At 65.8% G+C, this 20240-nt stretch carries 23 protein-coding genes; 14 read left to right on the top strand and 9 right to left on the bottom strand.

Annotated elements, in window-relative coordinates; all coding sequences use genetic code 11:
• Positions 1-47: 47 nt before the first annotated feature.
• From VH571_RS02790 to VH571_RS02805, 4 genes are all read left to right on the top strand, one after another.
• A complete protein-coding gene (locus VH571_RS02790; protein ID WP_423263205.1) occupies positions 48-698 on the top strand; it encodes an NAD(P)-dependent oxidoreductase in 651 nt (216 codons plus the stop codon).
• Between the two features lie 138 nt (positions 699-836).
• Positions 837-1406: a hypothetical protein gene (locus VH571_RS02795; protein ID WP_423263206.1), complete on the top strand. Its 570-nt coding sequence runs from the start codon at positions 837-839 to the stop codon at positions 1404-1406.
• 22 nt (positions 1407-1428) lie between these two features.
• Positions 1429-1641, top strand: a complete 213-nt coding sequence (locus VH571_RS02800) for a hypothetical protein (RefSeq protein WP_423263208.1) — start codon at positions 1429-1431, stop codon at positions 1639-1641.
• Entirely contained in the window at positions 1638-1856 is a 219-nt protein-coding gene (locus VH571_RS02805) for a hypothetical protein (protein ID WP_423263209.1), read from the top strand. Before VH571_RS02800 ends, VH571_RS02805 begins: the two co-directional genes overlap by 4 nt.
• Before the next feature lie 7 nt (positions 1857-1863).
• On the opposite strand, the gene VH571_RS02810 is transcribed toward VH571_RS02805, so the two are convergent.
• The 4 genes from VH571_RS02810 to VH571_RS02825 form a co-directional block, all read right to left on the bottom strand.
• Positions 1864-2316, bottom strand: coding sequence for a hypothetical protein (locus VH571_RS02810; RefSeq protein WP_423263210.1), 453 nt, complete (start codon positions 2314-2316; stop codon positions 1864-1866).
• Between the two features lie 2 nt (positions 2317-2318).
• Entirely contained in the window at positions 2319-2528 is a 210-nt protein-coding gene (locus VH571_RS02815) for a type II toxin-antitoxin system HicA family toxin (RefSeq protein WP_423263212.1), read from the bottom strand.
• A 185-nt stretch (positions 2529-2713) separates the two neighbouring features.
• A complete protein-coding gene (locus VH571_RS02820) occupies positions 2714-3022 on the bottom strand; it encodes a hypothetical protein (protein WP_423263213.1) in 309 nt (102 codons plus the stop codon).
• 4 nt (positions 3023-3026) lie between these two features.
• Positions 3027-4214, bottom strand: a complete 1188-nt coding sequence (locus VH571_RS02825; RefSeq protein WP_423263214.1) for an inorganic phosphate transporter — start codon at positions 4212-4214, stop codon at positions 3027-3029.
• A 245-nt stretch (positions 4215-4459) separates the two neighbouring features.
• Here VH571_RS02825 and VH571_RS02830 point away from each other — a divergent pair, with 245 nt between their 5' ends.
• The 6 genes from VH571_RS02830 (at position 4460) to VH571_RS02855 (ending at position 11800) form a co-directional block, all read left to right on the top strand.
• On the top strand, positions 4460-5716 hold the full coding sequence (locus VH571_RS02830; protein ID WP_423263215.1) for an ABC transporter substrate-binding protein: 1257 nt from the start codon (positions 4460-4462) through the stop codon (positions 5714-5716).
• A complete protein-coding gene (locus VH571_RS02835; RefSeq protein WP_423263216.1) occupies positions 5716-6648 on the top strand; it encodes a carbohydrate ABC transporter permease in 933 nt (310 codons plus the stop codon). The genes VH571_RS02830 and VH571_RS02835 overlap by 1 nt, the downstream gene beginning before the upstream one ends.
• Positions 6638-7531 (top strand): carbohydrate ABC transporter permease, encoded by an 894-nt coding sequence (locus tag VH571_RS02840; protein WP_423263217.1) that lies wholly within the window; start codon positions 6638-6640, stop codon positions 7529-7531. Before VH571_RS02835 ends, VH571_RS02840 begins: the two co-directional genes overlap by 11 nt.
• 6 nt (positions 7532-7537) lie before the next feature.
• Positions 7538-8863 carry a family 1 glycosylhydrolase gene (locus VH571_RS02845; RefSeq protein WP_423263218.1) on the top strand — a complete coding sequence of 442 codons (1326 nt, stop codon included), beginning with the start codon at positions 7538-7540 and terminating at the stop codon, positions 8861-8863.
• Entirely contained in the window at positions 8853-10679 is a 1827-nt protein-coding gene (locus tag VH571_RS02850) for a glycoside hydrolase family 2 protein (protein ID WP_423263219.1), read from the top strand. Before VH571_RS02845 ends, VH571_RS02850 begins: the two co-directional genes overlap by 11 nt.
• Positions 10680-10744: 65 nt before the next feature.
• Entirely contained in the window at positions 10745-11800 is a 1056-nt protein-coding gene (locus VH571_RS02855; RefSeq protein ID WP_423263220.1) for a LacI family DNA-binding transcriptional regulator, read from the top strand.
• Between the two features lie 99 nt (positions 11801-11899).
• On the opposite strand, the gene VH571_RS02860 is transcribed toward VH571_RS02855, so the two are convergent.
• Together VH571_RS02860 and VH571_RS02865 are read right to left on the bottom strand one after the other, a co-directional pair.
• On the bottom strand, positions 11900-13780 hold the full coding sequence (locus VH571_RS02860; RefSeq protein WP_423263221.1) for an arabinofuranosidase catalytic domain-containing protein: 1881 nt from the start codon (positions 13778-13780) through the stop codon (positions 11900-11902).
• 209 nt (positions 13781-13989) lie between these two features.
• Positions 13990-14367: a hypothetical protein gene (locus VH571_RS02865; RefSeq protein ID WP_423263222.1), complete on the bottom strand. Its 378-nt coding sequence runs from the start codon at positions 14365-14367 to the stop codon at positions 13990-13992.
• Positions 14368-14623: 256 nt separating this feature from the next.
• On the opposite strand from VH571_RS02865, the gene VH571_RS02870 reads away from it, so the two are divergent.
• The gene (locus tag VH571_RS02870) at positions 14624-15601 is read left to right on the top strand and encodes a GAF domain-containing protein (RefSeq protein ID WP_423263223.1); all 978 of its coding nucleotides are present in this window, start codon (positions 14624-14626) and stop codon (positions 15599-15601) included.
• Between the two features lie 79 nt (positions 15602-15680).
• Entirely contained in the window at positions 15681-16343 is a 663-nt protein-coding gene (locus VH571_RS02875) for an NUDIX domain-containing protein (protein WP_423263224.1), read from the top strand.
• Positions 16344-16412: 69 nt separating this feature from the next.
• On the opposite strand, the gene VH571_RS02880 is transcribed toward VH571_RS02875, so the two are convergent.
• Positions 16413-16952, bottom strand: a complete 540-nt coding sequence (locus tag VH571_RS02880; RefSeq protein WP_055962301.1) for a GNAT family N-acetyltransferase — start codon at positions 16950-16952, stop codon at positions 16413-16415.
• A 45-nt stretch (positions 16953-16997) separates the two neighbouring features.
• Between VH571_RS02880 and VH571_RS02885 the strand changes: the two genes are divergently transcribed.
• Complete coding sequence (locus VH571_RS02885) at positions 16998-17564, top strand: helix-turn-helix domain-containing protein (RefSeq protein WP_423263225.1); 567 nt, start codon at positions 16998-17000, stop codon at positions 17562-17564.
• A gap of 85 nt (positions 17565-17649) precedes the next feature.
• On the opposite strand, the gene VH571_RS02890 is transcribed toward VH571_RS02885, so the two are convergent.
• On the bottom strand, positions 17650-18372 hold the full coding sequence (locus VH571_RS02890; RefSeq protein ID WP_423263227.1) for an SDR family NAD(P)-dependent oxidoreductase: 723 nt from the start codon (positions 18370-18372) through the stop codon (positions 17650-17652).
• A gap of 92 nt (positions 18373-18464) precedes the next feature.
• Between VH571_RS02890 and VH571_RS02895 the strand changes: the two genes are divergently transcribed.
• Positions 18465-19088, top strand: coding sequence for a TetR/AcrR family transcriptional regulator (locus VH571_RS02895; RefSeq protein ID WP_423263228.1), 624 nt, complete (start codon positions 18465-18467; stop codon positions 19086-19088).
• Between the two features lie 140 nt (positions 19089-19228).
• On the opposite strand, the gene VH571_RS02900 is transcribed toward VH571_RS02895, so the two are convergent.
• Positions 19229-20158, bottom strand: coding sequence for an NADP-dependent oxidoreductase (locus tag VH571_RS02900; protein WP_423263229.1), 930 nt, complete (start codon positions 20156-20158; stop codon positions 19229-19231).
• Positions 20159-20240 lie beyond the last annotated feature (82 nt).

A 20240-nucleotide genomic window follows, 5' to 3' on the forward strand; every position in this document is an offset into this window, starting at 1 on the left:
CCAAACTAGTCATTGCCTATTTTCTAGACAGTGCCTATATTTGGGGCATGACAACCCAGCAAACACTTTTGATATTCGGCGGCACCGGGCAGACCGGGCAGCACTTCACCCGGCTCGCTCTCGACGCCGGCCACCGCGTCCGCGTGCTCGCACGGACACCCAGCAAGATGACCATCGCGCACGACGACCTGGAGATCGTGCAGGGTTCTATCGACGACGATCTCGATCTCGACGCGCTGCTTCAGGGTGTCGACGCGGTGGTCGCGATGCTGGGCGATGCGGCGGCGCAGCGCGAGCGCCAGGTCAATACCGCGCTTGTCCGAGCCCTCGTGCCTGCGATGCGACGCAGCGGCACTCGTCGGTTCCTTTATCAGGCGGGCGGGCTGAGCGCAGCCCCGGGCAAGCGGCTCTCGCCCGTTCTCCGAGCGGTGCGAAGCACGCTCGCTCGCGGCTACATCGGCCAGCACGAAGACAATGAGGCGGTGATGCGGTTCCTCGACGACGAGGCGCGCGATGTCGAGTGGATGGTGCACCGCGCGGGCATTGGATCGGACGGCCCGTCGAAGGGCGAACTCCGGAGGTCTTCGTCGCGAATCAGCATTGGCACGTTCGTCGACTGCGCGACGTACAACCTGCGTTTGCTCGGCGACGACTCGGCCGTTCACACCTGCGATGGGAGCGCCTACGGGCGAGGTTGACGTCGCACCTTGCGGCGGACGTCGTGGCCGTGAGGGATTACCTTATGAGCAGGCCGAAGACGCCCGAATCTTCCTCGGCCCATCACCCGAGGAGACCTCTATGTGCCGACATGCCCCTGTCAACGAGCTGCCGAAGCGATGAAGGGATTCCGCGCTCACCTCCAGGGCGCCCCTGCCGGCGTGCTCTTCGCGTGGTTCACGGGTGTGTATTTCATCGTGACCTACGGCTTCGCCCTCCTCGAAGGAACGGGGAGGCTGACTCTCTCCACCGCGCTGATTCGCTTCGTCACCGCCGCCCTCTTCGGCGGGGCCATGACTGCCGTCGTAGCCCGGCAACGGCGCCGAGACGGTGGTGTCGAGACAACCGTCCAGATCACCGCGGCCCTCAAAACGGGTTCCGTGCCGAAGGGTGCTGATGCGTCACTGTGGGTGCCTGCACTCGAGGGACGCCGGAGGCAAAATGAACGAGCCCAGTGGATGAATCCGATTGTCTTCGGCGCCTTCACCGCGCTGGGAGTGTTGTTGGCGGTCCAGGATCCGACTGCGGTCGTCCCCTGGATCTTCGTCGCCTTCTTCGTCGCTATCGCGGTGTTCTCGATTGTCGCCGCGAAGCGCTTGGTCAGGAAGATCGATGTCCTCCTGGCCCAGGTGGATTCCACGCCCGTGACACACAACTCAGCCGTGGACTCCGGAGAGATCCGTGGCTAGAGGATGGGATCCGCTGAACCGGATGGCGACCCCACCCGGGGGCCGTATCGGAGCCTGGTTCAACGTCATCGTGTGCGGTTTTCTGTGCATCGCAGCCCCGATCGCGGCCGTCACGAAAACGCACCCCTTGGGCGCTGGGATCCTCGTCGCCCTTGTCGCTCTCGGTATCGGCGCATACATGGAGACCCAGTTCGTGCGGATCCTCATTCGCCAGAATAGGGCGGCCAAGAAGTGAACCCGCAGCTCATCTTCGGCATCGGCGGTGCCATCGCCGCAGTCTGGGGCGCCATCGTCGCCATCTGGAACGACTGGGCGCTCAGCCTGATGGGCCGAAGCGTCACCGGACGCCAGTTCAGCCCGGCCTACATTCGACTGATCGGCATCGGTCTCTGCGCCGGCGGGGTCTTGATAGTGATCCTGGCCGTCACCGGGGTGCTCCCCGACCACTAGCCGCCCCTCAGGAGGCGAGCGTTCCGCGATTAGTCGTGTCGGTCGCAAGTTGTTGCGCCCGCTGCTTCGTGATCGAGAATGCGGCTGCGGCGGCATCCAGCGTGTAGCCCTGAGCCCGGAGCGAATGGACAGCCTCGCGTCGAAGAGCCGCAGCACGCTGCACAGCAGCACGAGCTTCCTCTTCGGCCTTGACGCCGTCATCCCAGAGCTCGCGGATGGCAGCAGGCACCTCCACCGTGACGTGCACTTTTACAGTGTCAGGCTCGACATCGAGCCAACCGGCCACGAGGTCTCGAGCAGCCTGGTCGAGATCTTTGACGGTGACCGCTCCGCCGATGGCCGTGATGGTTTTACCGTTCGGACCGGGCTGAGTAAGGGCTGGAATCTCGATCGTCCACCATTTGCCAACATCGCGATAGGCGCGAGCTTCGAAGAGGGCGCTATCTGCCGCGGTCGTCATACTCAGTTCCATTCCCTTGGCGCATCGTCGAACAGATGGCGCAACTGCCGAACCACACCCGGCGAGACCTCTCCCTGGTGAGCCACCACGGGAAATGTCTGTCGAGAATCTTCGGGGCCCCAGAATTCGTGACTTCCGGTCTGACGCTTGAGAATCCATCCCTTCTTGCGAAGGAACTTCGTCACGTCGCGATACTTCTGCGGCTTGGTCATCACCATAAACTAGGCCCCACTTGACTCGCAAGTCAAGACCGGGATTTACTTATGCGCATCTATCTATTTCGTACCCGTGAACCGCGCGGGGCTCGCCTAGCGAAAATACGGCCAGCCACACGAGGGGCCCGACTCAGAACGCACCAAGAGCCGACCGCTCTCGCGCACGGCAGCACCGACGCCCGTCAATGGAACAGCGGCACCACGAGGTAGATGCCATACAGCACCGCCGCACCGCCGATCCCGACACAGACGTACCCACCCAGGGTCGCGGCCGCCGGTCGAGAAGGCGGCGAGCCATGGCCGGCGATCTCACCACCGTCGTCGGGCGATCCGATCGAGAGCAGCCGGAGCCCGACCGAGAAAATGTTCACGATCGCGACCGTGGCGACCAGGGTGACGACACAGACCTCGGCGATGGACGACCAGTCGACACCGAGGAACCCGGCGGCCGACGACGATGACGCTGCGGCGAGGAGGGAGGTTGTACTCATGACTTCAACCCTTCGAGGAGTCAGACGAGGTGGAGGAACCGGTGGAGACATCGGCGAGCCGTCGACCGGTGGCGGTCGAAGAGTCGTCGTTCACGTTCTCGTGACTGACCGGGTGGCGTCTCGCGAGCAGCACGAAGGTGCCGCCACCCGCGACCGCGACGACCACGACCGCTGCGAGCCCGATCGCGCCGGTCCCGGCGAGCCAGGCCGCACCACCCCCGGCGATCCCCGCGGCCGGCAGGGTCACAACCCACCCGAGGGCGATCTTGCTGACCGTGTTCCAGTGAACCGAGGCGAGTCGCTTGCCGAGCCCGGCTCCGACGACCGCACCGGACGTGATCTGGGTGGTCGACAGGGGAAAACCGAGGTTCGACGAGATGAGCAGCGTGGCAGCCGAGCTCGTCTCGGCTGCGAACCCCTGGGGCGACTCCACGTCGGTGATGTTCTTGCCGACCGTTCGCATGATGCGCCAGCCGCCGGTGTAGGTGCCCAGGGCGATCGCCAGGCCGCAGATGAGGATCACCCAGATCTGCGGGCCCGTGTTGGAGGCCTGGTAGCCGCTCACGATCAACGTCAGGGTGACGACGCCCATCGTCTTCTGGGCGTCGTTCGTGCCGTGAGCCAGCGAAACCAGCGAAGCCGAGACGGTCTGCGCGTGCCGGAAGCCGCGCTTCGCACCATGCACCTCGGAGAGCTTTGTCACCCGGTAGGCGATGTAGGTGGCGATGAGCGCGACAGCACCCGCGATGAACGGCGAGAGCACCGCGGGAAGCACGATCTTTGACAGAACTCCCGAGAAATCGACAGCACTGACGCCGGATCCGATGATGGCCGCCCCGATGAGGCCTCCGAACAACGCGTGGGTCGAACTCGATGGCAGGCCGAGCCACCAGGTGCCGAGGTTCCAGAGCACGGCACCGACGAGGCCGGCGAAGATCAGCACGGGCGTGATGTGCGGCAGGCCCTTCGAGTCTTCGGTGAGGATGCCCGACGAGACCGTCTTGGCGACCTGAGTCGAAAGGAATGCGCCCACCAGGTTGAGCACGGCCGACAGCAGCACCGCGACTTTGGGCTTGAGCGCCCCCGTAGCGACCGACGTCGCCATGGCATTGGCAGTGTCGTGGAAACCGTTGGTGAAATCGAAGATCAGGGCAATGACGATGACCATCAGGACGATGACGAGGACGCTCATATCGATGACTCCAGACGTGGAGGCTCCGGCACGACGTCGAAGCGGTTGCCGCGAAGGTAAGCCCGACTCGTGAACGCGGGGTGAACTCGGCGAGCGACTGGAAACCGGCCTCGATGCGCCTGGGGGAACCGCGTAACGCAGGGATCCTTGGCGAAGCTCGCGTCTCTGGCAACATCGTGCTATAACGATAAAGCGCATTTCAGCGCGGACCGGAAACCCGAAATCCGGATGCTCAAAGGAGAGTCATGAAAAAGAAGAAGTCTGTAGCGATCGGAGCGATCGCCCTGCTGGCCGCTGGTGCCGGACTCACCGGGTGTTCTTCCTCGTCGTCATCGTCCGGGCCCGTCGATTTGACAGTCTGGACGGGATTCACCGGGGGCGACGCCCCGGGCTACACGCAGATCGTCAAGGACTTCAACGCCTCGCAGTCCAAGGTGAAGGTCACGATGACGGTTCAGCCGTGGGACACCATCCAGCAGAAGCTGCCGTCGGCCTGGCTCACCGGGACTGGCCCGGACATCGCGGCGCCGGCGCCCGATCCCAATGTGATCGCTCAATACGTCAAGACGAACTCGGTTCTGCCGCTCACCGCCTCGGGCTCGGGAGACACGAAGATCAACACCTCGAAGTTCGCCTCGGCGTTGACGAAGGAGTTCACCTACAACGGCAAGCTCTATGCGGTTCCGGCCAACTACGCCACGCTGAGCCTCTACTACAACAAGAAGCTGTTCAAGGCAGCTGGCATCGCCTCGGCCCCCACCACCGTCGCCGAGTTCCAGGCCGATGCAAAGAAGCTCACGACCGGCGGCACGTACGGGCTCTCCCTGGCCGACAACAACACCATTCAGATGTGGCCGATTCTGCAGTGGCTGTCCGGCGGCGAGGTCACCGACAGCAAGAACTGCAGCGCCCTCCAGACGCAGGCCAGCATCGACAGCCTGCAGCCGTGGGTCACCCTCGTCAAAGACGACAAGATCTCGCCCGTGGGCCAGTCGGGCGCCGAGGCCGACTCGTTGTTCTCCGCAGGCAAGGCGGCTATGGAGATCAACGGCCCCTGGGCCGCCCCCGGCTACAAGTCGGCGGGGATCGACCTGGGGATCGCCAAGATCCCCGTCGGCGACGACGGCACCAACGTCACTCTCGGGAGCACGGCACCGCTTGCGATCTCGGCAAAGACGAAGCACCCGACCGAGGCGCAGCAGTTCCTGGCCTACTGGACCTCGAAGAGCACCCAGCTGAAGTTCTCGAAGAGCACCGGGTTTCCGCCGCTGCGAACCGACCTGAGCGATAACGCGACCTTGAAGGCCGACCCCACCGTCTCGGTGTTCGCGAGCCAGGTACCCGATGCGCGGCTCTACCTGCCCCAGGTCCCCAGTGCCACGCAGGTCGACGCGAACGGCTACGTGCCCTTCATCCAGAAAGTCACCCGCGACGGCGATGTCTCCGCCGACGCCACGAGCGCCGCCGCGACCATCAACCAGTTGACGGGCTGCTCGAGCTGATGACCACCGGAGACACCACGTGGGGCGTCAAGGCGACGCCCCACGCCCGGACCCCGGCCCGGACGCCCCGGTGGAGGTCACGCCCCGCGTGGCTCTTCATGGCCCCGAGTCTCGCGATTCTCGGCGTGTTCGTGCTCTGGCCGATTGTTCGCTCCTTCTGGTATAGCCTGCACACCTGGACCGTCGGTGCCACCGATCAACCCTTCATCGGCTTCGACAACTACGTGCAGCTGACCCGGGATCCTCAGTTCTGGGGAGCGCTGCTCCACACGGTCGAGATCACGGCTGTCTCCGTGCTCCTCCTGCTCGTGATCGGTTTCTTCCTCGCACTGGCACTCGCTTCCGAGAACCTCATCACCCGGATCATCCGGTCGGCGTTCTTCTTTCCCTACGTGGTGTCACTGACCGCGGCAGGTCTGGTGTGGCGATTCCTTCTGGACCCCAACATCGGTCTCGTCGACGGCCTCTCCAAAGCCCTCGGCTGGGGAGCCCCGGCGTGGTTGGCCTCCACCACACTCGCACTGCCGACGATCATCTTCGTGTCGATCTGGAAGAACGTCGGCTTCGTCATGATCATCCTGGTGGCAGGCCTCAAGGGGGTTCCCGAAGACCAGTACGAAGCGGCCCGGCTCGACGGTGCCAGCCGTGCTCAGCTGGTTCGCTTCGTCACACTGCCAGCCCTCCGCCCCACGATCCTGTTCGTCAGCGTCATCCTGACCATCCAGTCGCTCCAGCTCTTCGACCTGGTCTACGTGATGACGGGCGGGGGGCCGCTCTTCACCACGGACACTCTCGTCACCCTCCTCTTCCGCGACGGATTCGTGAACTTCCAAACCGGCTACGCGTCGGCGATCTCGTGGGTGCTGTTCCTGCTCATCGTGATCGTCTCCGCTCTTCAACTGAAATTTTTCAGGTACAACGATGTCGACTGAGACTCTGACCCCCGCACCCGCGCCGCCCCAGACCGCCCCGGATCAACGCCGGCAGCCGATCCGAGGCCGGGGCAATGGCCTCGACGTCGTCAAATGGGTTGCCGTCGCCGCCGGCGTGATCGTCGCCGTCGTGCCGTTCATCTGGATGATCGGCACCTCGTTCCGCAGCGAGGCCGACCTCTTCGCACACCCCGCCAGCCTTCTCCCCACCCAGTGGACCCTGCACGGCTACAAAGGGGTCTGGGACCAGCTGCCGTTCCTGCGCCTACTCCTGAACACGGTTGTCTTCGCCGGCGTGACCACGATTCTCACCCTGCTCTTCGACTCGATGTGCGCCTACGCACTGGCTCGTCTCGACTTCCGGGGCAAGACCATCGCGTTCTGGCTCGTGCTCGTCACGTTGATGGTGCCCTTCCAGGTGACTCTCATCCCGGTCTTCATCGAGCTCTTCCACCTCGGGTGGCTGAACACCTATCACGGGCTCATCATCCCCCGTGCCACGAGCGCCTTCGGGATCTTCCTGTTCCGCCAGTTCTTCATCTCCATCCCGAGAGAACTCGACGAGGCAGCTCGCCTGGACGGCGCGAGCCACTTCAAAATCTACCGAAGCATCATCCTGCCGCTCTCGAAGCCGGCCATCGCGACCGTGGCGCTGCTGAACTTCACCGCCCTCTGGAACGACCTGCTGTGGCCCCTCGTCGTCACGAGTTCGCCCGACCTGCAGACACTGCCGGCAGGGCTCGCCCTCTTCGGCGGGCAGCACGTCACGGATCACGCGGTCCTGCTCGCCGGCGCGGTCATCTCGCTGATCCCCATTGCCATCGCCTTCTTCCTCGCGCAGCGCTTCTTCGTCGCGGGCATCTCTAACACCGGATTGAAGTAAGACCCCATGACAGACCCCTTTTTCGCCTCAGGAGAGCTCCGCTGGCTCCTCGGCATCGAAGACACCTGCGTCTATCCACCCGTCGGCTCTGCCATGGGAGCACTCGACGAGCACCGCCTCACCGGTCACGACGATCACTGGCGAGAGGACTTCGACCGCATCAAGGCGCTCGGGGCAACCGGATTCCGGTACGGGGTCAGCTGGCCACTCGTGCATACGGCCCCGGGAGAGTTCCGCTGGGAGTCACTCGACGAACGACTGGACTACGCCGTCAAGACCCTCGGTCTCGTCGTGGTAGCCGACCTGGTCCACTACGGGACGCCCACGTGGCTGACCCGGTCGTTCGCCGACGATCGCTACGCCGAGACCGTGGCCGAGTTCGCCGGCGCATTCGCGGAGCGCTACCGCGGTGTCGTCGACCACATCACCCCCCTCAACGAACCGCTCACCACCGCCTCGTTCTGCGGCCTTCGGGGTGTCTGGCCGCCGGCGCTCACCGGCTGGGACGGATGGACCGAGGTCACCGTCTCCATCGTCGACGGCATCCGACAGAGCATCAGCGCGATTCGACGCGCCAACGCGGACGCCGTGATCGTGCACGTCGAGGCGTCTGCCCTGTATTCGGCGTCAGACCCCGCATTGGAGGCCGATGTCGCGCATCACGAAGCAATCGCTCGGCTCCCCCTGGAGTTGCTCCTGGGTCGGGTCACCGAGGATCACACGTACAGGAAGTACCTCGTCGACCACGGCGCCTCTCAGTCGACTCTCGAACGACTCACTCGAGACGTTCCCACGATCGACGTCCTCGGGGTGAACTACTACCCCGATCTCACCCCGCGCATTCTTCGAGGCTCATCCGGCTCTCCCCGCCAGGTGACGGAAAACAGAGGCGCGGCGGGGCTGCAACACGTTTTGGAGGACGCCCTGCGAAGGTACGGTCTCCCGATCGTCATCACGGAGACCAGCATCGAGGGCAGCGAGCAGGAACGCCAGTCATGGCTGCAGCAATCGGCAGCCCTCGTCCGGACTCTGAACGCGGCGGGGTGCGACATCCGCGGCTACACCTGGTGGCCTCTTCTCGACTTCGTCGACTGGTCGTATGCCTCGGGCGGCCGGAACGTGGAGGAGTTCGTCCTCGACCCGAGCGGCGACCTGCCGGCGGACCAGGAGCAATTCGCCGATTCGACGGATGAGACGAGCCTCTTCTTCCGGCGAATGGGCATCGTCTCCGTCACCGACTCGCAGTCGACGCGCCAGAACACGAGTGCGGCGAGCAGCTTTCAGGAGGAAGCCGAATGGACGCCGGCGAACGGAGATGTCCGTGTCGGTTGACACCCTCTCGGCCGAGGCCCTGGCCGCGCAGGCGCATGATGCGCACTACCCCCGCCCGCAGCTCATCCGCCGAGACTGGCAGAACCTCGACGGCGTCTGGCGTTTCGCCATCGACGACGACGATCGCGGGCTCACCGAGCAATGGTGGTTGCCAGAACACGCCTTCCCCGAAACGATCATCGTCCCGTTCCCGCCGGAGTCGAAAGCCTCGGGAATAGGAGTCGACGGAATCCATGACGTCGTCTGGTACCAGCGGGAGATCTCGTGGGACGACGTCGTAACCGCCGGCTACGACGAGAACGACAGGCCCCGTCTCGTGCTCCACTTCGGTGCGGTCGACTACCGTGCCACAGTGTGGCTGGACGGAGCGCAGGTCGCCCAGCACGAGGGGGGTCACACCCCCTTTTCGCTCGTGGTGCCAATCCAGCCTGGGAACGCCGGCTATACCGTGACCGTCCGCGCCGAGGATTACGCCGCCGACGTCGGCCAACCTCGCGGCAAACAGGACTGGCAGAGCGACGCGCACGTCATCTGGTACCGCAGGACAACCGGCATCTGGCAGAGCGTGTGGCTCGAGACCACACCCGCCGTCGCCGTCGAGAAGCTGCACTGGACGGCCGATGTGCCCGGGGCACGGGTGGTCTGCGAACTGCGACTCACGGCACCGCCCCTGTCAGGCGACACTGTTCGCATCACGCTCACCCACGGTGAGGTCGCACTCGCGGAGATCACTGCCTCGCTCGTCGGGCAACGTGCCACGGTCACCCTCGACCTCCCCCGACAGGCGAACGGACAGGACTACGAGCGATTGCTCTGGTCACCCGACAATCCCTCCCTCATCACCGCCGATGTCACAGTCGGCCGCGACCGAGTCGTCAGCTACTTCGGACTGCGGACGACCTCGATAGCCAACCGTTCCTTCTTATTGAACGAACGCCCCGTCTACATCCGCTCCGTTCTCAGCCAGGGTTTCTGGCCTACTTCCCATCTGGCCGCCCCGAGCCCCGAGGCACTCCGGGACGAAGTCGCGTGGATCCTTCGACTGGGATTCAACAGCGCCCGCGTGCATCAAAAGATGGAGGATCCGAGATTCCTCTATTGGGCGGACCGCCTGGGTCTCATGCTCTGGGCAGAAGCGCCTGCCGCCTACGAGTTCTCGCCGACGGCAGTCTCGCGCACGACGCGGGAGTGGCTGGACGTCGTCGACCGTGATCGCTCGCACCCCTCGATCGTCACGTGGGTTCCGATGAACGAGAGCTGGGGCATTCAGCACATCGCCCACGACCCGCGTCAGGTCGCGTTCGCTCAGGCGCTGACGGCACTGACCAGAGCCATCGACCCCACCAGGCCTGTGATCTCCAATGATGGGTGGGAACACGTCGACTCCGACATCCTCACCGTGCACGACTACGACTCCGACCAAGCCGTCCTGACCGACCGGTACGCCGACCCCAATCTTCGCGCGAACCTCATGAACGGGCTCGGTCCTGCCGGGCGTCGAATGACAGTCACCGGGTCGATCCGAGACGACGCCCCGGTGATGGTCACGGAATTCGGCGGCATCACGTACTCGCCCGGTGCTCGGGCCGAGGACGCGTGGGGCTACTCCTCCGCCACATCCGCCGAGGATTTCCAGGCTCGTCTCCTGGCCGTCTACGAAGGGATCCGGGCTGGGCGCGCGGTCGTCGGATCCTGCTACACCCAGCTCACCGACACCATGCAGGAGGCGAACGGCCTTCTGACCGAGGATCGCGTACCCAAGCTGGATCCTGGCGTCATTCGTGCGATCGTGCAGGGCGGGCCGATGCCCGTATGAAGAAAGCGAGTCGGGTCCAGTAGGTTGGGGCCCGACTGGTCAATCGATCAAGCAGAAGGGATCTCATGGCCTCCACGAACGGGCGAAGGGTGACCCTCAAAGACGTCGCCGAGAAGGTCGGCGTGACCCCCGCCGCCGTGTCGATGGCGTTGCTCGACAACGGGCGCATCAGCGCCGAGAAGAAGATCGCGATCCGGCAGGCTGCGACCGAGTTGGGGTACGTCGGATCGTCGGCCGCGAGGGCGCTGCGCAATCAGAAGACGAACACCATCGCGCTCATCGTTCCTCTCACGGCCACGCACGTGTTCGGCCACTCCTACTTCACGCACGTCCTGCAGGGTGTCACCGAAGCCTGCAACCGACGCGACGTTCAGACCCTCCTCGCCACCAACGCCGACGAGGCCCATGGGCTCGCCGCCTACGAACGCGTGCTTCGGGGCAACATGGTCGACGGTGCCGTCGTCACGAGCGCCGCGATCACCGATTCCACGGTCCAGCGCCTCTCACAGGGAGGCGTTCCGGTCGTCCTCATCGGTAATTTTCCGTACCTCGACGAGCCGGTGACGGTGGGAATCGACGACCGTGCCGCGTCAGCTCTCGCCACCAGGCACCTCCTCGAGGTCCACGGCCGGAAGCGTCTGATCCATGTCGCCGGCCCGCGTGACCACCAGACCGGACTCGATCGCAGCCTCGGGTTCGCGGACGCCGTCCGCGAGGCGGGAGTCGACGAAGACTCCCTCATCGTCGAGTCCGATCTCACTGAGCAGGGTGGGGCGACAGTCGTCGACGAACTCGGCTCCCGTCTCGCCGACTACGACGGGATGGTCTTCGCCAATGACGACATGGCATTCGGCGCCATCACCGCACTGACTCGGCTCGATATCGCCGTGCCGACCGACATGTCGGTTGTGGGTTTCGACGACTTCGGCCTGGCCCGAGTCGTCAGCCCGGGAATCAGCACGGTGAGGGTTCCGGTGGAGGAGATGGCCCGGGACGCCACGGAGCGACTTCTCCAGATCGTCGACGGCGTGCCCGGCTGGACCAGGCGAGACTTCGACGTGCAGTTCATCGCTCGGGAGTCGTGCGGCTGCTCGGCGACCGAGACGCCAAGAGAGCTCTAGGTCGGGCCGTCCCCGCCACACATGGCCGGCAGGGCTCGCCGCTCACACGCGTGTGCCCGCAGCCGAGAGGCCACGGGCACACGTGCAGGCGATGCGCGCTCAGTTGATGACGAACACCTGAGCCTGGTTGCCGTTGCAGTCGTACAGCTGAAGTGCTGTCTGGTTGGCCGTGTTGCCCGACGGGTCGTCGAGGCAGCGACCGGACTGCGGGTTGAGGATCGATCCGTTCGCCTGGGGAATCCACTGCTGCCCGCCGACGCCATTGCACTGGTACAACTCGACGTGCGTCCCGTTGGCCGTTGCGTTGCCGTTCGCGTCCAAGCATCGTCCGAGGCTGCGAATGGTGTGGTCGGATGCCGTGACCGTCCACTGCTGATCCTGCGCGGCTGGCTGCGCAGTCTCGATGGTCAGGCAGTCGAACAGCTGCACCTGGCTGCCGTTCTGCTGAAGGTCGTCACCTGCGACATCGACGCATTTTCCGCCGTTGCCGATGATGGGCACGGCCACCGTGAACTTCTGCGGAGCGGCGCCATTGCAGTCGTAGAGCTGCAGGGCTGTACCGTTGGCGGTGTTGCCGGAGGGATCGTCGAGGCATCGTCCCGACTGGGGATTCTTGATCGAGCCGTCTCCCTGTACACGCCACTGCTGTCCGCCCGAGCCGTTGCAGTCGTAGAGCTCGAGCTTGGTGCCATTCGCGGCGGCGTTGCCGTCGGCGTCAAGGCAGCGGCCCAGGGTGCCGAGGGTGCCATTGCCGTATGCCGAACCGGACCAGTGTTGGTCGGCGGCGAGCGTCTGGCAGTCGTAGAGCTGGACAACCGCGAGGTTGCCACCCGTGTCGTCTCCGGCGACATCGACGCACTTGCCGCCCGGGCCGACGATCTGCGATCCGGGCCCGCCGCCTGTGGTCACAGCCTGGTAGTTCTGCGCGACGATGTTCTGCTGAACGGCGTTGTCCGTTGCCGTCGACGCGTATCCGCTGGTCATCACCCCTTCGTAGAAGGACTGTGTTCCGCGGTTGGAGTTGTCGCCGCCCGCACCGAGGACGATGGAGCCTTCGAGCTTCATCGGCGTGTAGTCGCCGGCCGGTTCTGCGCCTTCGTACCACGTCGACAACGAACCCGACTGCGAGTTGCCGCCCTTCAAGGCGAAGGTGTTCGTTCCGTTGTTCTTCAGGATTGCCGTCACGAACTTGCTGCCGTTGCCGGCGTTGGGGGTGTACGTGGCCGTACCGCCCTGGAAGACGCCGTTCTCCAGATCCGCTTGCACCCACGGCCCTTTACCCGTGCTACCGGGACCGTTCAGGGTCGACAGGTTCAGGGCGTCCATGTGCCCCTGCCCGGTGTCTTTCTCTTCCGTCTCGACGTTTCCGAAGTCGGAGCAGCAGCCGTTGTTGCTGTTGGTGCCACTGGCCACCTCGTACATCGACTCAGGGGAAGCGCCCCGTGCCGTGCCCGTCGTGATGGTGCTCGCTCGGCGATAGGCGACCTGCGGGGGCATGTACAGGCCGTACGCCTGGTGTCCGGCAACGGTCACGGGCAGGGCGGTCGCCGAGGCGGCGTGATTGGCCGGGCCGGCATCACCGGCGGGCGCCACCGAGAGATCGTTGTGCCGGGAGGTCTGGTCGTAGATCGCCGGAATGGTGCAGGTCGTCCCCGAGCAGAACGAATCCTGGGCGGCGGCATTGGCGTAGCCACCCGCCGCGGTGGTGGCGATGTCGGTCGTGGCGCCATCGGACGCGCGCTTCACTTGGTAGAGCCGGCCGTTGTACGCCCCAAAGAGGGCGCGAGTCGTGCTGTAGGCGGCGACGCAGGGGGTATTGCCGCTGGCATAGATGTCACAGGAGGCCGTCGTTGCGGCCTCGGCTTTCGGTGCGGCCGCGGTGCCCGCGACGAGCGAGCCCAGGATGATGGCCGCCGCACCGACGATGGCCGCTAGCCGTGGTGGTCTCGAGGTGCGTAGGCGTGGTGATCGAGTTGACATAGGGGCGGATCCTCTCAAGCGACTCTGCTGGATGGTGACCTGTGACAAACGCCTCAAAAGCGCTTTATCGATAAATCACCGCAAGCATAGCCGGAGAGGCCCCCTCACGGAAGAGGGCTTGCGACCTGACGCGAATCGGCCAACCTCACGCGCCGCGGCGCTGTGACGCTGGCCGATTCGCGCGACTTCGCCGATCTACAGCCCGCGGGTCAGCTGCCGGAGCGCTCAAGCCGCTCGATCAGGCCGGCCTTGTTGAGCCGCGAGATACCCGTCAGCCCCTTGGCCTTCGCGGTCGTGCGCAGGCTGATCATGGTCTGGGCGTGGAGGTCGTCCGACTCGGCGCTGTGCGGCAGCGGCGGCGTGTAGAGGGCGCCCGCCTTGGCCTCATCCGACTTCGGCGCCGCCGACTTGGCCGGAGTCGTCGCGAGGTCGGCCTTCGCCTTCTTCAAATCCTTCTTGAGGTCGTCGACGGGCGGGCGCTTCTTCTTCGCCACCTTCTTGGCGAGGTCGCGGGCGTCCTTGACCGCTTCCTTCGCCTTGTCGTAGGCCTTCTCGGCAGACTTCTCGAGCTTCGTGGTCTTCGCCATAGGGGTCTCCTTCGTCCGGCTTTCCGTGCAGCCCACGGAGGGTGCACACCATGTACTACCGGCCATCTTTGTGCCTGCCGCTGAGTGCGAGCGGAATCTTTCGTGCATGCAGGGGCGACTACGGCCCCCGCACTGGGTGTAACCATCGAGCCACGATATTGCGAGGCTAAAGCTTCAGGGTGCCTCGTTCGCAACCACGGGGATCCTCGTGGGCGCGACTCGGCACTGTCACGCGAGCCGTCCGAGGAGAGCTTCCATGCCCACCACTGCCGCCACCGTCGCCTCCGCTCCCACCGCCGAGGCGATCAGCACAGAGGCCCTCAGCACCGAGGCCCCCGCCGCCAAGGTGTTTCTGGTCGACAGCGATCCGAGCACTCGGCGCGAAGCCATGCAGGCCCTCCTGCCCCACGGGTTCGAGTTGTTGATCGGGGAGGGCCCTTTCGAGGCCACCACTGCGATCCTCCGCGCGGAACCCGACCTGGTGATCCTCGGCGACTCGATGACGCACGAGTTCGGGCTCGCCCTCGTCGGACGACTGTTCTCCCTTCCCACCACCGCCAACACCCCCGTCGTGGTGATCGCGAACACCCCCGAGAAGCGGCTCGCGGCGGAGAAGGCGGGCGCCACCCGCGTGCTCTCCGGGCCCCTCGGCGAAGACGCCCTGCGACGAGCGGTCGCCACCCAGCTCGGTCTTCCCGGCGGGTTGGACCACGCTCCCGTCTCACTGCTGAACGACGTCGATCGGCTTGCCGCCGTTCGCGCTCTCCGAGACAGCTCGGGAGCCGTCGACTTCGACGAGTTCACGAGACTCACTTCCGATCAGTTGCGCACCCCGGTCTCTCTCGTCACCTTGATCGAGAACGACCGACAGGTCTACGCCAGCCACGTCGGCCTCACTCCCCCCTGGTCGGCCGCCGGCAGTGCGCCGTTGGAGTACTCCTACTGCCAGTACGCCATCACCTCCCGGCAACCCCTCATCATCGACGACACCAGCACGCACCCCCTCGTCGCCTCCAGCCCGTCCGTCTCGGAGAGCGACTGGATCGCCTACGCAGGCATCCCCCTCATCACCGCCGACGGCCACGCGGTCGGCGCTCTCTGCGCCATCGATCACCGGCCCCGACAGTGGACCCCCGACGACATCCGCACGCTCGAGGATCTCGCCGGCATCCTCACGACACAACTCGACAGCGCTCTCACCGCTCCGGCGACCGGTCGGCACCGCCGGCACTAGCGCCCCGGCTCGGCGACACCCTGCACCGTCGTCTGGCGCCTGCATTCAGTCTCGCGACCGGGTCCGATACGGTCGAGGCGTGATCGATTCCCGAGGCGTCTCCCTTCCCGACTCCCGAGGCCGAACCGGCCTGGATCAAACCGGTCGTGATCTCGATCGGAACCCGGATGTCGTGGTCCGTGACGTCGAGGTCACCTCTGACGGCTGGCACGTACTCCGCCGCACGACCTTCGACATCCGCGGGCAGGACGGCGAATGGTCGACCCAGCAGCGCGAGACCTACGACCGGGGCAACGGCGCGACGATCCTGCTCTACGACCCCGCGAGGCAGACCGTCCTCCTGACCAGGCAGTTCCGGTTTCCCGCCTACGTCAACGACCACCCCGACGGCATGCTCCTCGAGACCGCCGCAGGTCTGCTCGACGACGACGACCCCGAGACCGCGATTCGGCGCGAGGCGAGCGAAGAGCTCGGTGTCGAGGTCGGAGAGTTGACCCACGTCTTCGATGCGTACATGAGCCCGGGATCGGCGACTGAACGCGTCCACTTCTACGCCGCGACGTACTCCCCCGGTGACCGGACCAGCGCGGGTGGCGGCGTCGCGGACGAGGGCGAAGACATCGAGATCGTCGAGCTCCCGTTCGATGACGCGCTCGAGATGATCGCGGACGGCAGGATCCTCGATGGCAAGACGATCATGCTGCTCCAGTGGGCGGCGCTCCAGAACGTCATCCGCCGCTAGGGAACGCGCCAGGGCACGTCGGCGGCAAGGCGCGACACCAGGATCCGACCCGGTGCGACCGGAAGGCGGTCAGCGCAGCGGGAGGGGCGCCGCCTTCACGTCATCACCGTGCGGCAGGTCGAGTTGCGACCAGGTCACGTCGTGCCAACTGTCGAGCTTCCAGCCGATGTTGGCATGAGTGCCCACCGGCTCGAAGCCGAATCGATCGTGGAGTCGGGCGCTGGCCGGGTTGGGCTGCGTCACGCCGGCGATGACGCGCCGGAACCCGCGCTCCTGCAGGGCGGGAAGCAGCGCCGCATACAGGGCGCTGCCGCCCCCCGAGCTGCGCCGGTCGCTGTCGAGATACACGCTGACCTCGCAACTCCACTGGTACGCAGCGCGAGACATGAAGGGGCCCGCGTAGGCGTAGCCGATCACGACTCCGTCTTCCTCGAGGACCAGCCACGTGTGCCGCTCCTGCGCCGCGGCGATTCGACGCGCCATGTCGTCAGCGGACGGGGGCTCGGTCTCGAAGGTGATCGCGGTGGCCCGCACATACGGCGCGTAGATGGCGGCGCAGGCGTCGGCATCCGATGCGAGGGCCGGTCGAATCAGGCGTGAGGCTGTCATGGCCATATAGTAGCCAAAAGCGGCACCATAAGAACAGGAGACACGATGGTCGACGATCTCACCGACGCCCTTGCCCGCACCGTCCGGGTGGCCCGGGCGGAGCAGAACCTCTCCCTGGTCGGCCTCGCAGAGCGCTCCGGGGTCTCTCGGGCCATGATCGCCCGTATCGAACGCAGTGACGTCCAGCCGACTGCGGCCCTGCTCGCCCGCCTCTCCGCAGGCCTCGGCCTCACCCTCTCCGAGCTCATCGTGCGCGCCGAAAGCGAGGGGTCGCGCCTGCTCCGGGCGGTCGACCAGCAGGTCTGGAGAGACCCCGAGACGGGCTACTCGCGGCGAGCACTGTCACCCGGCACAGCAGCGGCCCTGGAGCTGGTCGACGTCTCGCTTCCGCCGGGCGCATCGGTGCACTACCCCGCAGACGCGTTCCGCTTCATCGACCAGCAGATCTGGGTCACCGCCGGCACTCTCGACTTCACCGAGGGCGCCGACCGCCACACACTCGAGGCGGGTGACTGCCTGCAACTCGGCGAGGCCGCCGACTGCACTTTCGCGAACTCGGGCTCGAGCGACTGCCGGTACCTCGTCGCGCTCGCCAAGACGTCGCGCCCGTAGGTCTAGTCGCTCCCCGCTCGCCGCTCCCGCGCGGAGAGAGGGAGAGCCCGGGTGAGCCGGGGTGCCCCTTGACCTCCAACCCGGCCTACGGGCGGGTGCCTCCGTACGCCACCGGCACGAGATCCAACCGAGCGTCTCCCGTCAGGATCAACTCCAGGATCGCGTCGGCGACCTGCTCGGGTGCATCGAACGTCGCACCGGAGGTCATCGCCTCGGCATCGGCTCGGCCGGCTCGAATCGAGCTGAGGAACTCGGTATTCGTGGCGAACGGGATCATCGTCGAGACGGTCACGCCCGTTCCCTCGAGTTCATTTCGGGCGATCGCCGAGAGCCGCTCGAGAGCGATCTTCGATGCGACGTAGCCGCCCGTGCCGGGAACATCCGCGAAGGTCGTCCCCGAGCTGACGTTGACGATGCAGCCGGCCCCCTGTCGCCGCATCGCCGGAAGCACCGCTTGCATCAGGGCGAGGGGTGCCACCAGATTCAGCTCGAGCACCCCGCGGAAATCGTCGAGCGAGATCTGCTCCGTCGTCGCCTGCAACCCTTGACCGGCATTGTTGACGAGAGCGTCGACGCGACCGAACGCATCCAGGGTGGTCTGCACCATCGCCGCCACCTGCTCCTGGTCGGTCACGTCGCATCGAACGGCGATCGCGCCGTCGAGCTCATCGGCGAGGGCGCTGATGCGATCCTCGCGCCGAGCCGCCAAGACGACCCTCGCGCCAGCCGCCGCCGCCGCTCGCGCCGTCGCCGCCCCGATACCGGACGACGCACCCGTGATGATGACCACCGAGTTGTCGATCTTCATCGTCTCCTCCTTCTCGACCGCCTAGCGGCCGTGTTTTGTAATTACGCTACTCATCAGTAGCGTAACCCCTCGGCACCGCCTAGGCTTTGTTCGTGACCGATTCGAACCGCCCCCCTGACGCCACACAGGTCGGCCGCCCCTTCGATCGTTCACGCGACGCGTTGATTCTCGAGGTGACCCTCGACCTCCTGGCCGAGCGGGCCTACGACCGGGTCACCCTGGATGACGTCGCCGCACGCACGGGCAAGGCCAAGACGACGCTGTACCGCCGATGGGCGACGAAAGACGATCTCGTTCTCGCGGCGATCCACTCCATCGGACTCCCTCCCGAGATCGAGCAGTTACCCGACTTGGGATCCTTGCGTTCCGATCTGCTCGCCGTCGTCGACTCCCCCTGGCTCGGCGGGCCCGATCGGCGCCTCGCCCTGTTTTCCGGCCTCACCTCGGCTGCACGAGCTTCGGAGCGCATCGCCGGGGCCGTCCGGGCGGAGGTGACCGAGCCGTACGGCGAGATCTACCGCCGCCTGCTGACCCGCGCGATCGACCGGGGAGAGATCTCCGCCGAGATGGCCGCGCGGGTGCCGATCGTCGCCGACGTGATCCCGGCGATGAGTACCCACTACCTGACCGCCGCAGACAGACCGGCGCAGCGCGACTTCTTCGTCGCCGTCATCGACGATGTCGTGCTTGCCGCGCTGCAGGTCGGGCGGGGCTGAGATGCAGCCCCGCCGAGTCGAATCAGGCGCACGGTAGGGCACCTCTCGAAAGTCGTCATTGACTCCAGAGTCAATTAGGTTTTTAGAGAGCCGCCTCCCCGCCAAGATTCGCGACAATCTCGCAAGGACCGAGACCATCACTACGGCAGGACGATGACCTTGCCGGACACCCGCCCGGCCGCACCCTCGGCGTGCAGCGACTGCAGCTCGGTCAGCGGGATCCGGCGAGTGACCTCGACCGTGAGCGCCCCCGAATCGACGAGGGACACGAGCTCAGTGAGGCGCTGTCGATTCGGGAGCACGAACACTGTCGCGGCCCGCACCCCTCGGGAGTCGTCACCGGGTGTCGGCATGAACGCGGTGGTGCTCACGACCGCTCCGCCGTCTCGGACCATTGCCACGGCGGCGGCAAATTCGTCGGGTTCGATGGGAGCGAGGTTCAGCAGAACGTCGACCTGCCCCTCGACGGCCTGGAGAACGTCGGTCTCGGTGTGGTCGATCACCTGATCGGCACCGGCGGCCTGCACCGCCGCTGCGCTGCGCGGGCTGGCGGTCGCGATGACGTGCACGCCGGCACGCTTTGCGAGCTGGATGGCGTATTTGCCGACCACACCGCCGGCGCCAACGATGAGCACCCGCTGACCCGCCTCGAGCCGCCCCTCATCGAAAAGCGCCTGCCACGCCGTCAGCGCCACCGACGGCAGTGCGGCGGCATCGGCCAGAGGGATACTCGTGGGCGCCGGCACGACCGCGTCGGCGGGGGCGACGACGTACTCTGCCGCGCCGCCGTCGCGTTCCATCGGCAGGAATGAGATCACCGGGTCACCGTTGGCCACGCCCGTGACACCCTCCCCGAGAGCATCGACCGTTCCGGAGACGTCGTAGCCCGGCACGTGCGGGAGTTCGATCGGGATCGGCAGGAACCCGGCGCGCATGCCGTTGTCGGCTGCGCTGTAAGCGGATGCCGCGACGCGCAACCGAACCTCGCCAGGGCCGGGAGCGGGCTGCTCGATGTCGCTGTAGCGGAGGACCTCGGGTCCGCCGACTTCGCGGTACTGCACTGCCTTCATGATGGATCCTTTCGTCAATTGCTTCGAATTCGAAGCGAATACCGGAAAGCTACCACTGCTTCGAACTCGAAGCAACAGCTAC

Source organism: Frondihabitans sp. 4ASC-45 (assembly GCF_049472575.1).
GTDB lineage: Bacteria > Actinomycetota > Actinomycetes > Actinomycetales > Microbacteriaceae > Frondihabitans.

Bases quoted from the DNA above. Each gene is read 5' to 3' on its own strand.
- VH571_RS02840 (WP_423263217.1), top strand. From the start codon at position 6,638: ATGTCGACTGAGACTCTGACCCCCGCACCCGCGCCGCCCCAGACCGCC.
- VH571_RS02820 (WP_423263213.1), bottom strand. From the start codon at position 3,022: ATGAGTACAACCTCCCTCCTCGCCGCAGCGTCATCGTCGTCGGCCGCC.
- VH571_RS02860 (WP_423263221.1), bottom strand. From the start codon at position 13,780: ATGTCAACTCGATCACCACGCCTACGCACCTCGAGACCACCACGGCTA.
- VH571_RS02885 (WP_423263225.1), top strand. From the start codon at position 16,998: ATGGTCGACGATCTCACCGACGCCCTTGCCCGCACCGTCCGGGTGGCC.
- VH571_RS02865 (WP_423263222.1), bottom strand. From the start codon at position 14,367: ATGGCGAAGACCACGAAGCTCGAGAAGTCTGCCGAGAAGGCCTACGAC.
- VH571_RS02870 (WP_423263223.1), top strand. From the start codon at position 14,624: ATGCCCACCACTGCCGCCACCGTCGCCTCCGCTCCCACCGCCGAGGCG.
- VH571_RS02845 (WP_423263218.1), top strand. From the start codon at position 7,538: ATGACAGACCCCTTTTTCGCCTCAGGAGAGCTCCGCTGGCTCCTCGGC.
- VH571_RS02790 (WP_423263205.1), top strand. From the start codon at position 48: ATGACAACCCAGCAAACACTTTTGATATTCGGCGGCACCGGGCAGACC.
- VH571_RS02835 (WP_423263216.1), top strand. From the start codon at position 5,716: ATGACCACCGGAGACACCACGTGGGGCGTCAAGGCGACGCCCCACGCC.
- VH571_RS02800 (WP_423263208.1), top strand. From the start codon at position 1,429: ATGGCGACCCCACCCGGGGGCCGTATCGGAGCCTGGTTCAACGTCATC.
- VH571_RS02795 (WP_423263206.1), top strand. From the start codon at position 837: ATGAAGGGATTCCGCGCTCACCTCCAGGGCGCCCCTGCCGGCGTGCTC.
- VH571_RS02810 (WP_423263210.1), bottom strand. From the start codon at position 2,316: ATGACGACCGCGGCAGATAGCGCCCTCTTCGAAGCTCGCGCCTATCGC.
- VH571_RS02900 (WP_423263229.1), bottom strand. From the start codon at position 20,158: ATGAAGGCAGTGCAGTACCGCGAAGTCGGCGGACCCGAGGTCCTCCGC.
- VH571_RS02830 (WP_423263215.1), top strand. From the start codon at position 4,460: ATGAAAAAGAAGAAGTCTGTAGCGATCGGAGCGATCGCCCTGCTGGCC.
- VH571_RS02855 (WP_423263220.1), top strand. From the start codon at position 10,745: ATGGCCTCCACGAACGGGCGAAGGGTGACCCTCAAAGACGTCGCCGAG.
- VH571_RS02880 (WP_055962301.1), bottom strand. From the start codon at position 16,952: ATGACAGCCTCACGCCTGATTCGACCGGCCCTCGCATCGGATGCCGAC.
- VH571_RS02825 (WP_423263214.1), bottom strand. From the start codon at position 4,214: ATGAGCGTCCTCGTCATCGTCCTGATGGTCATCGTCATTGCCCTGATC.
- VH571_RS02890 (WP_423263227.1), bottom strand. From the start codon at position 18,372: ATGAAGATCGACAACTCGGTGGTCATCATCACGGGTGCGTCGTCCGGT.
- VH571_RS02815 (WP_423263212.1), bottom strand. From the start codon at position 2,528: ATGACCAAGCCGCAGAAGTATCGCGACGTGACGAAGTTCCTTCGCAAG.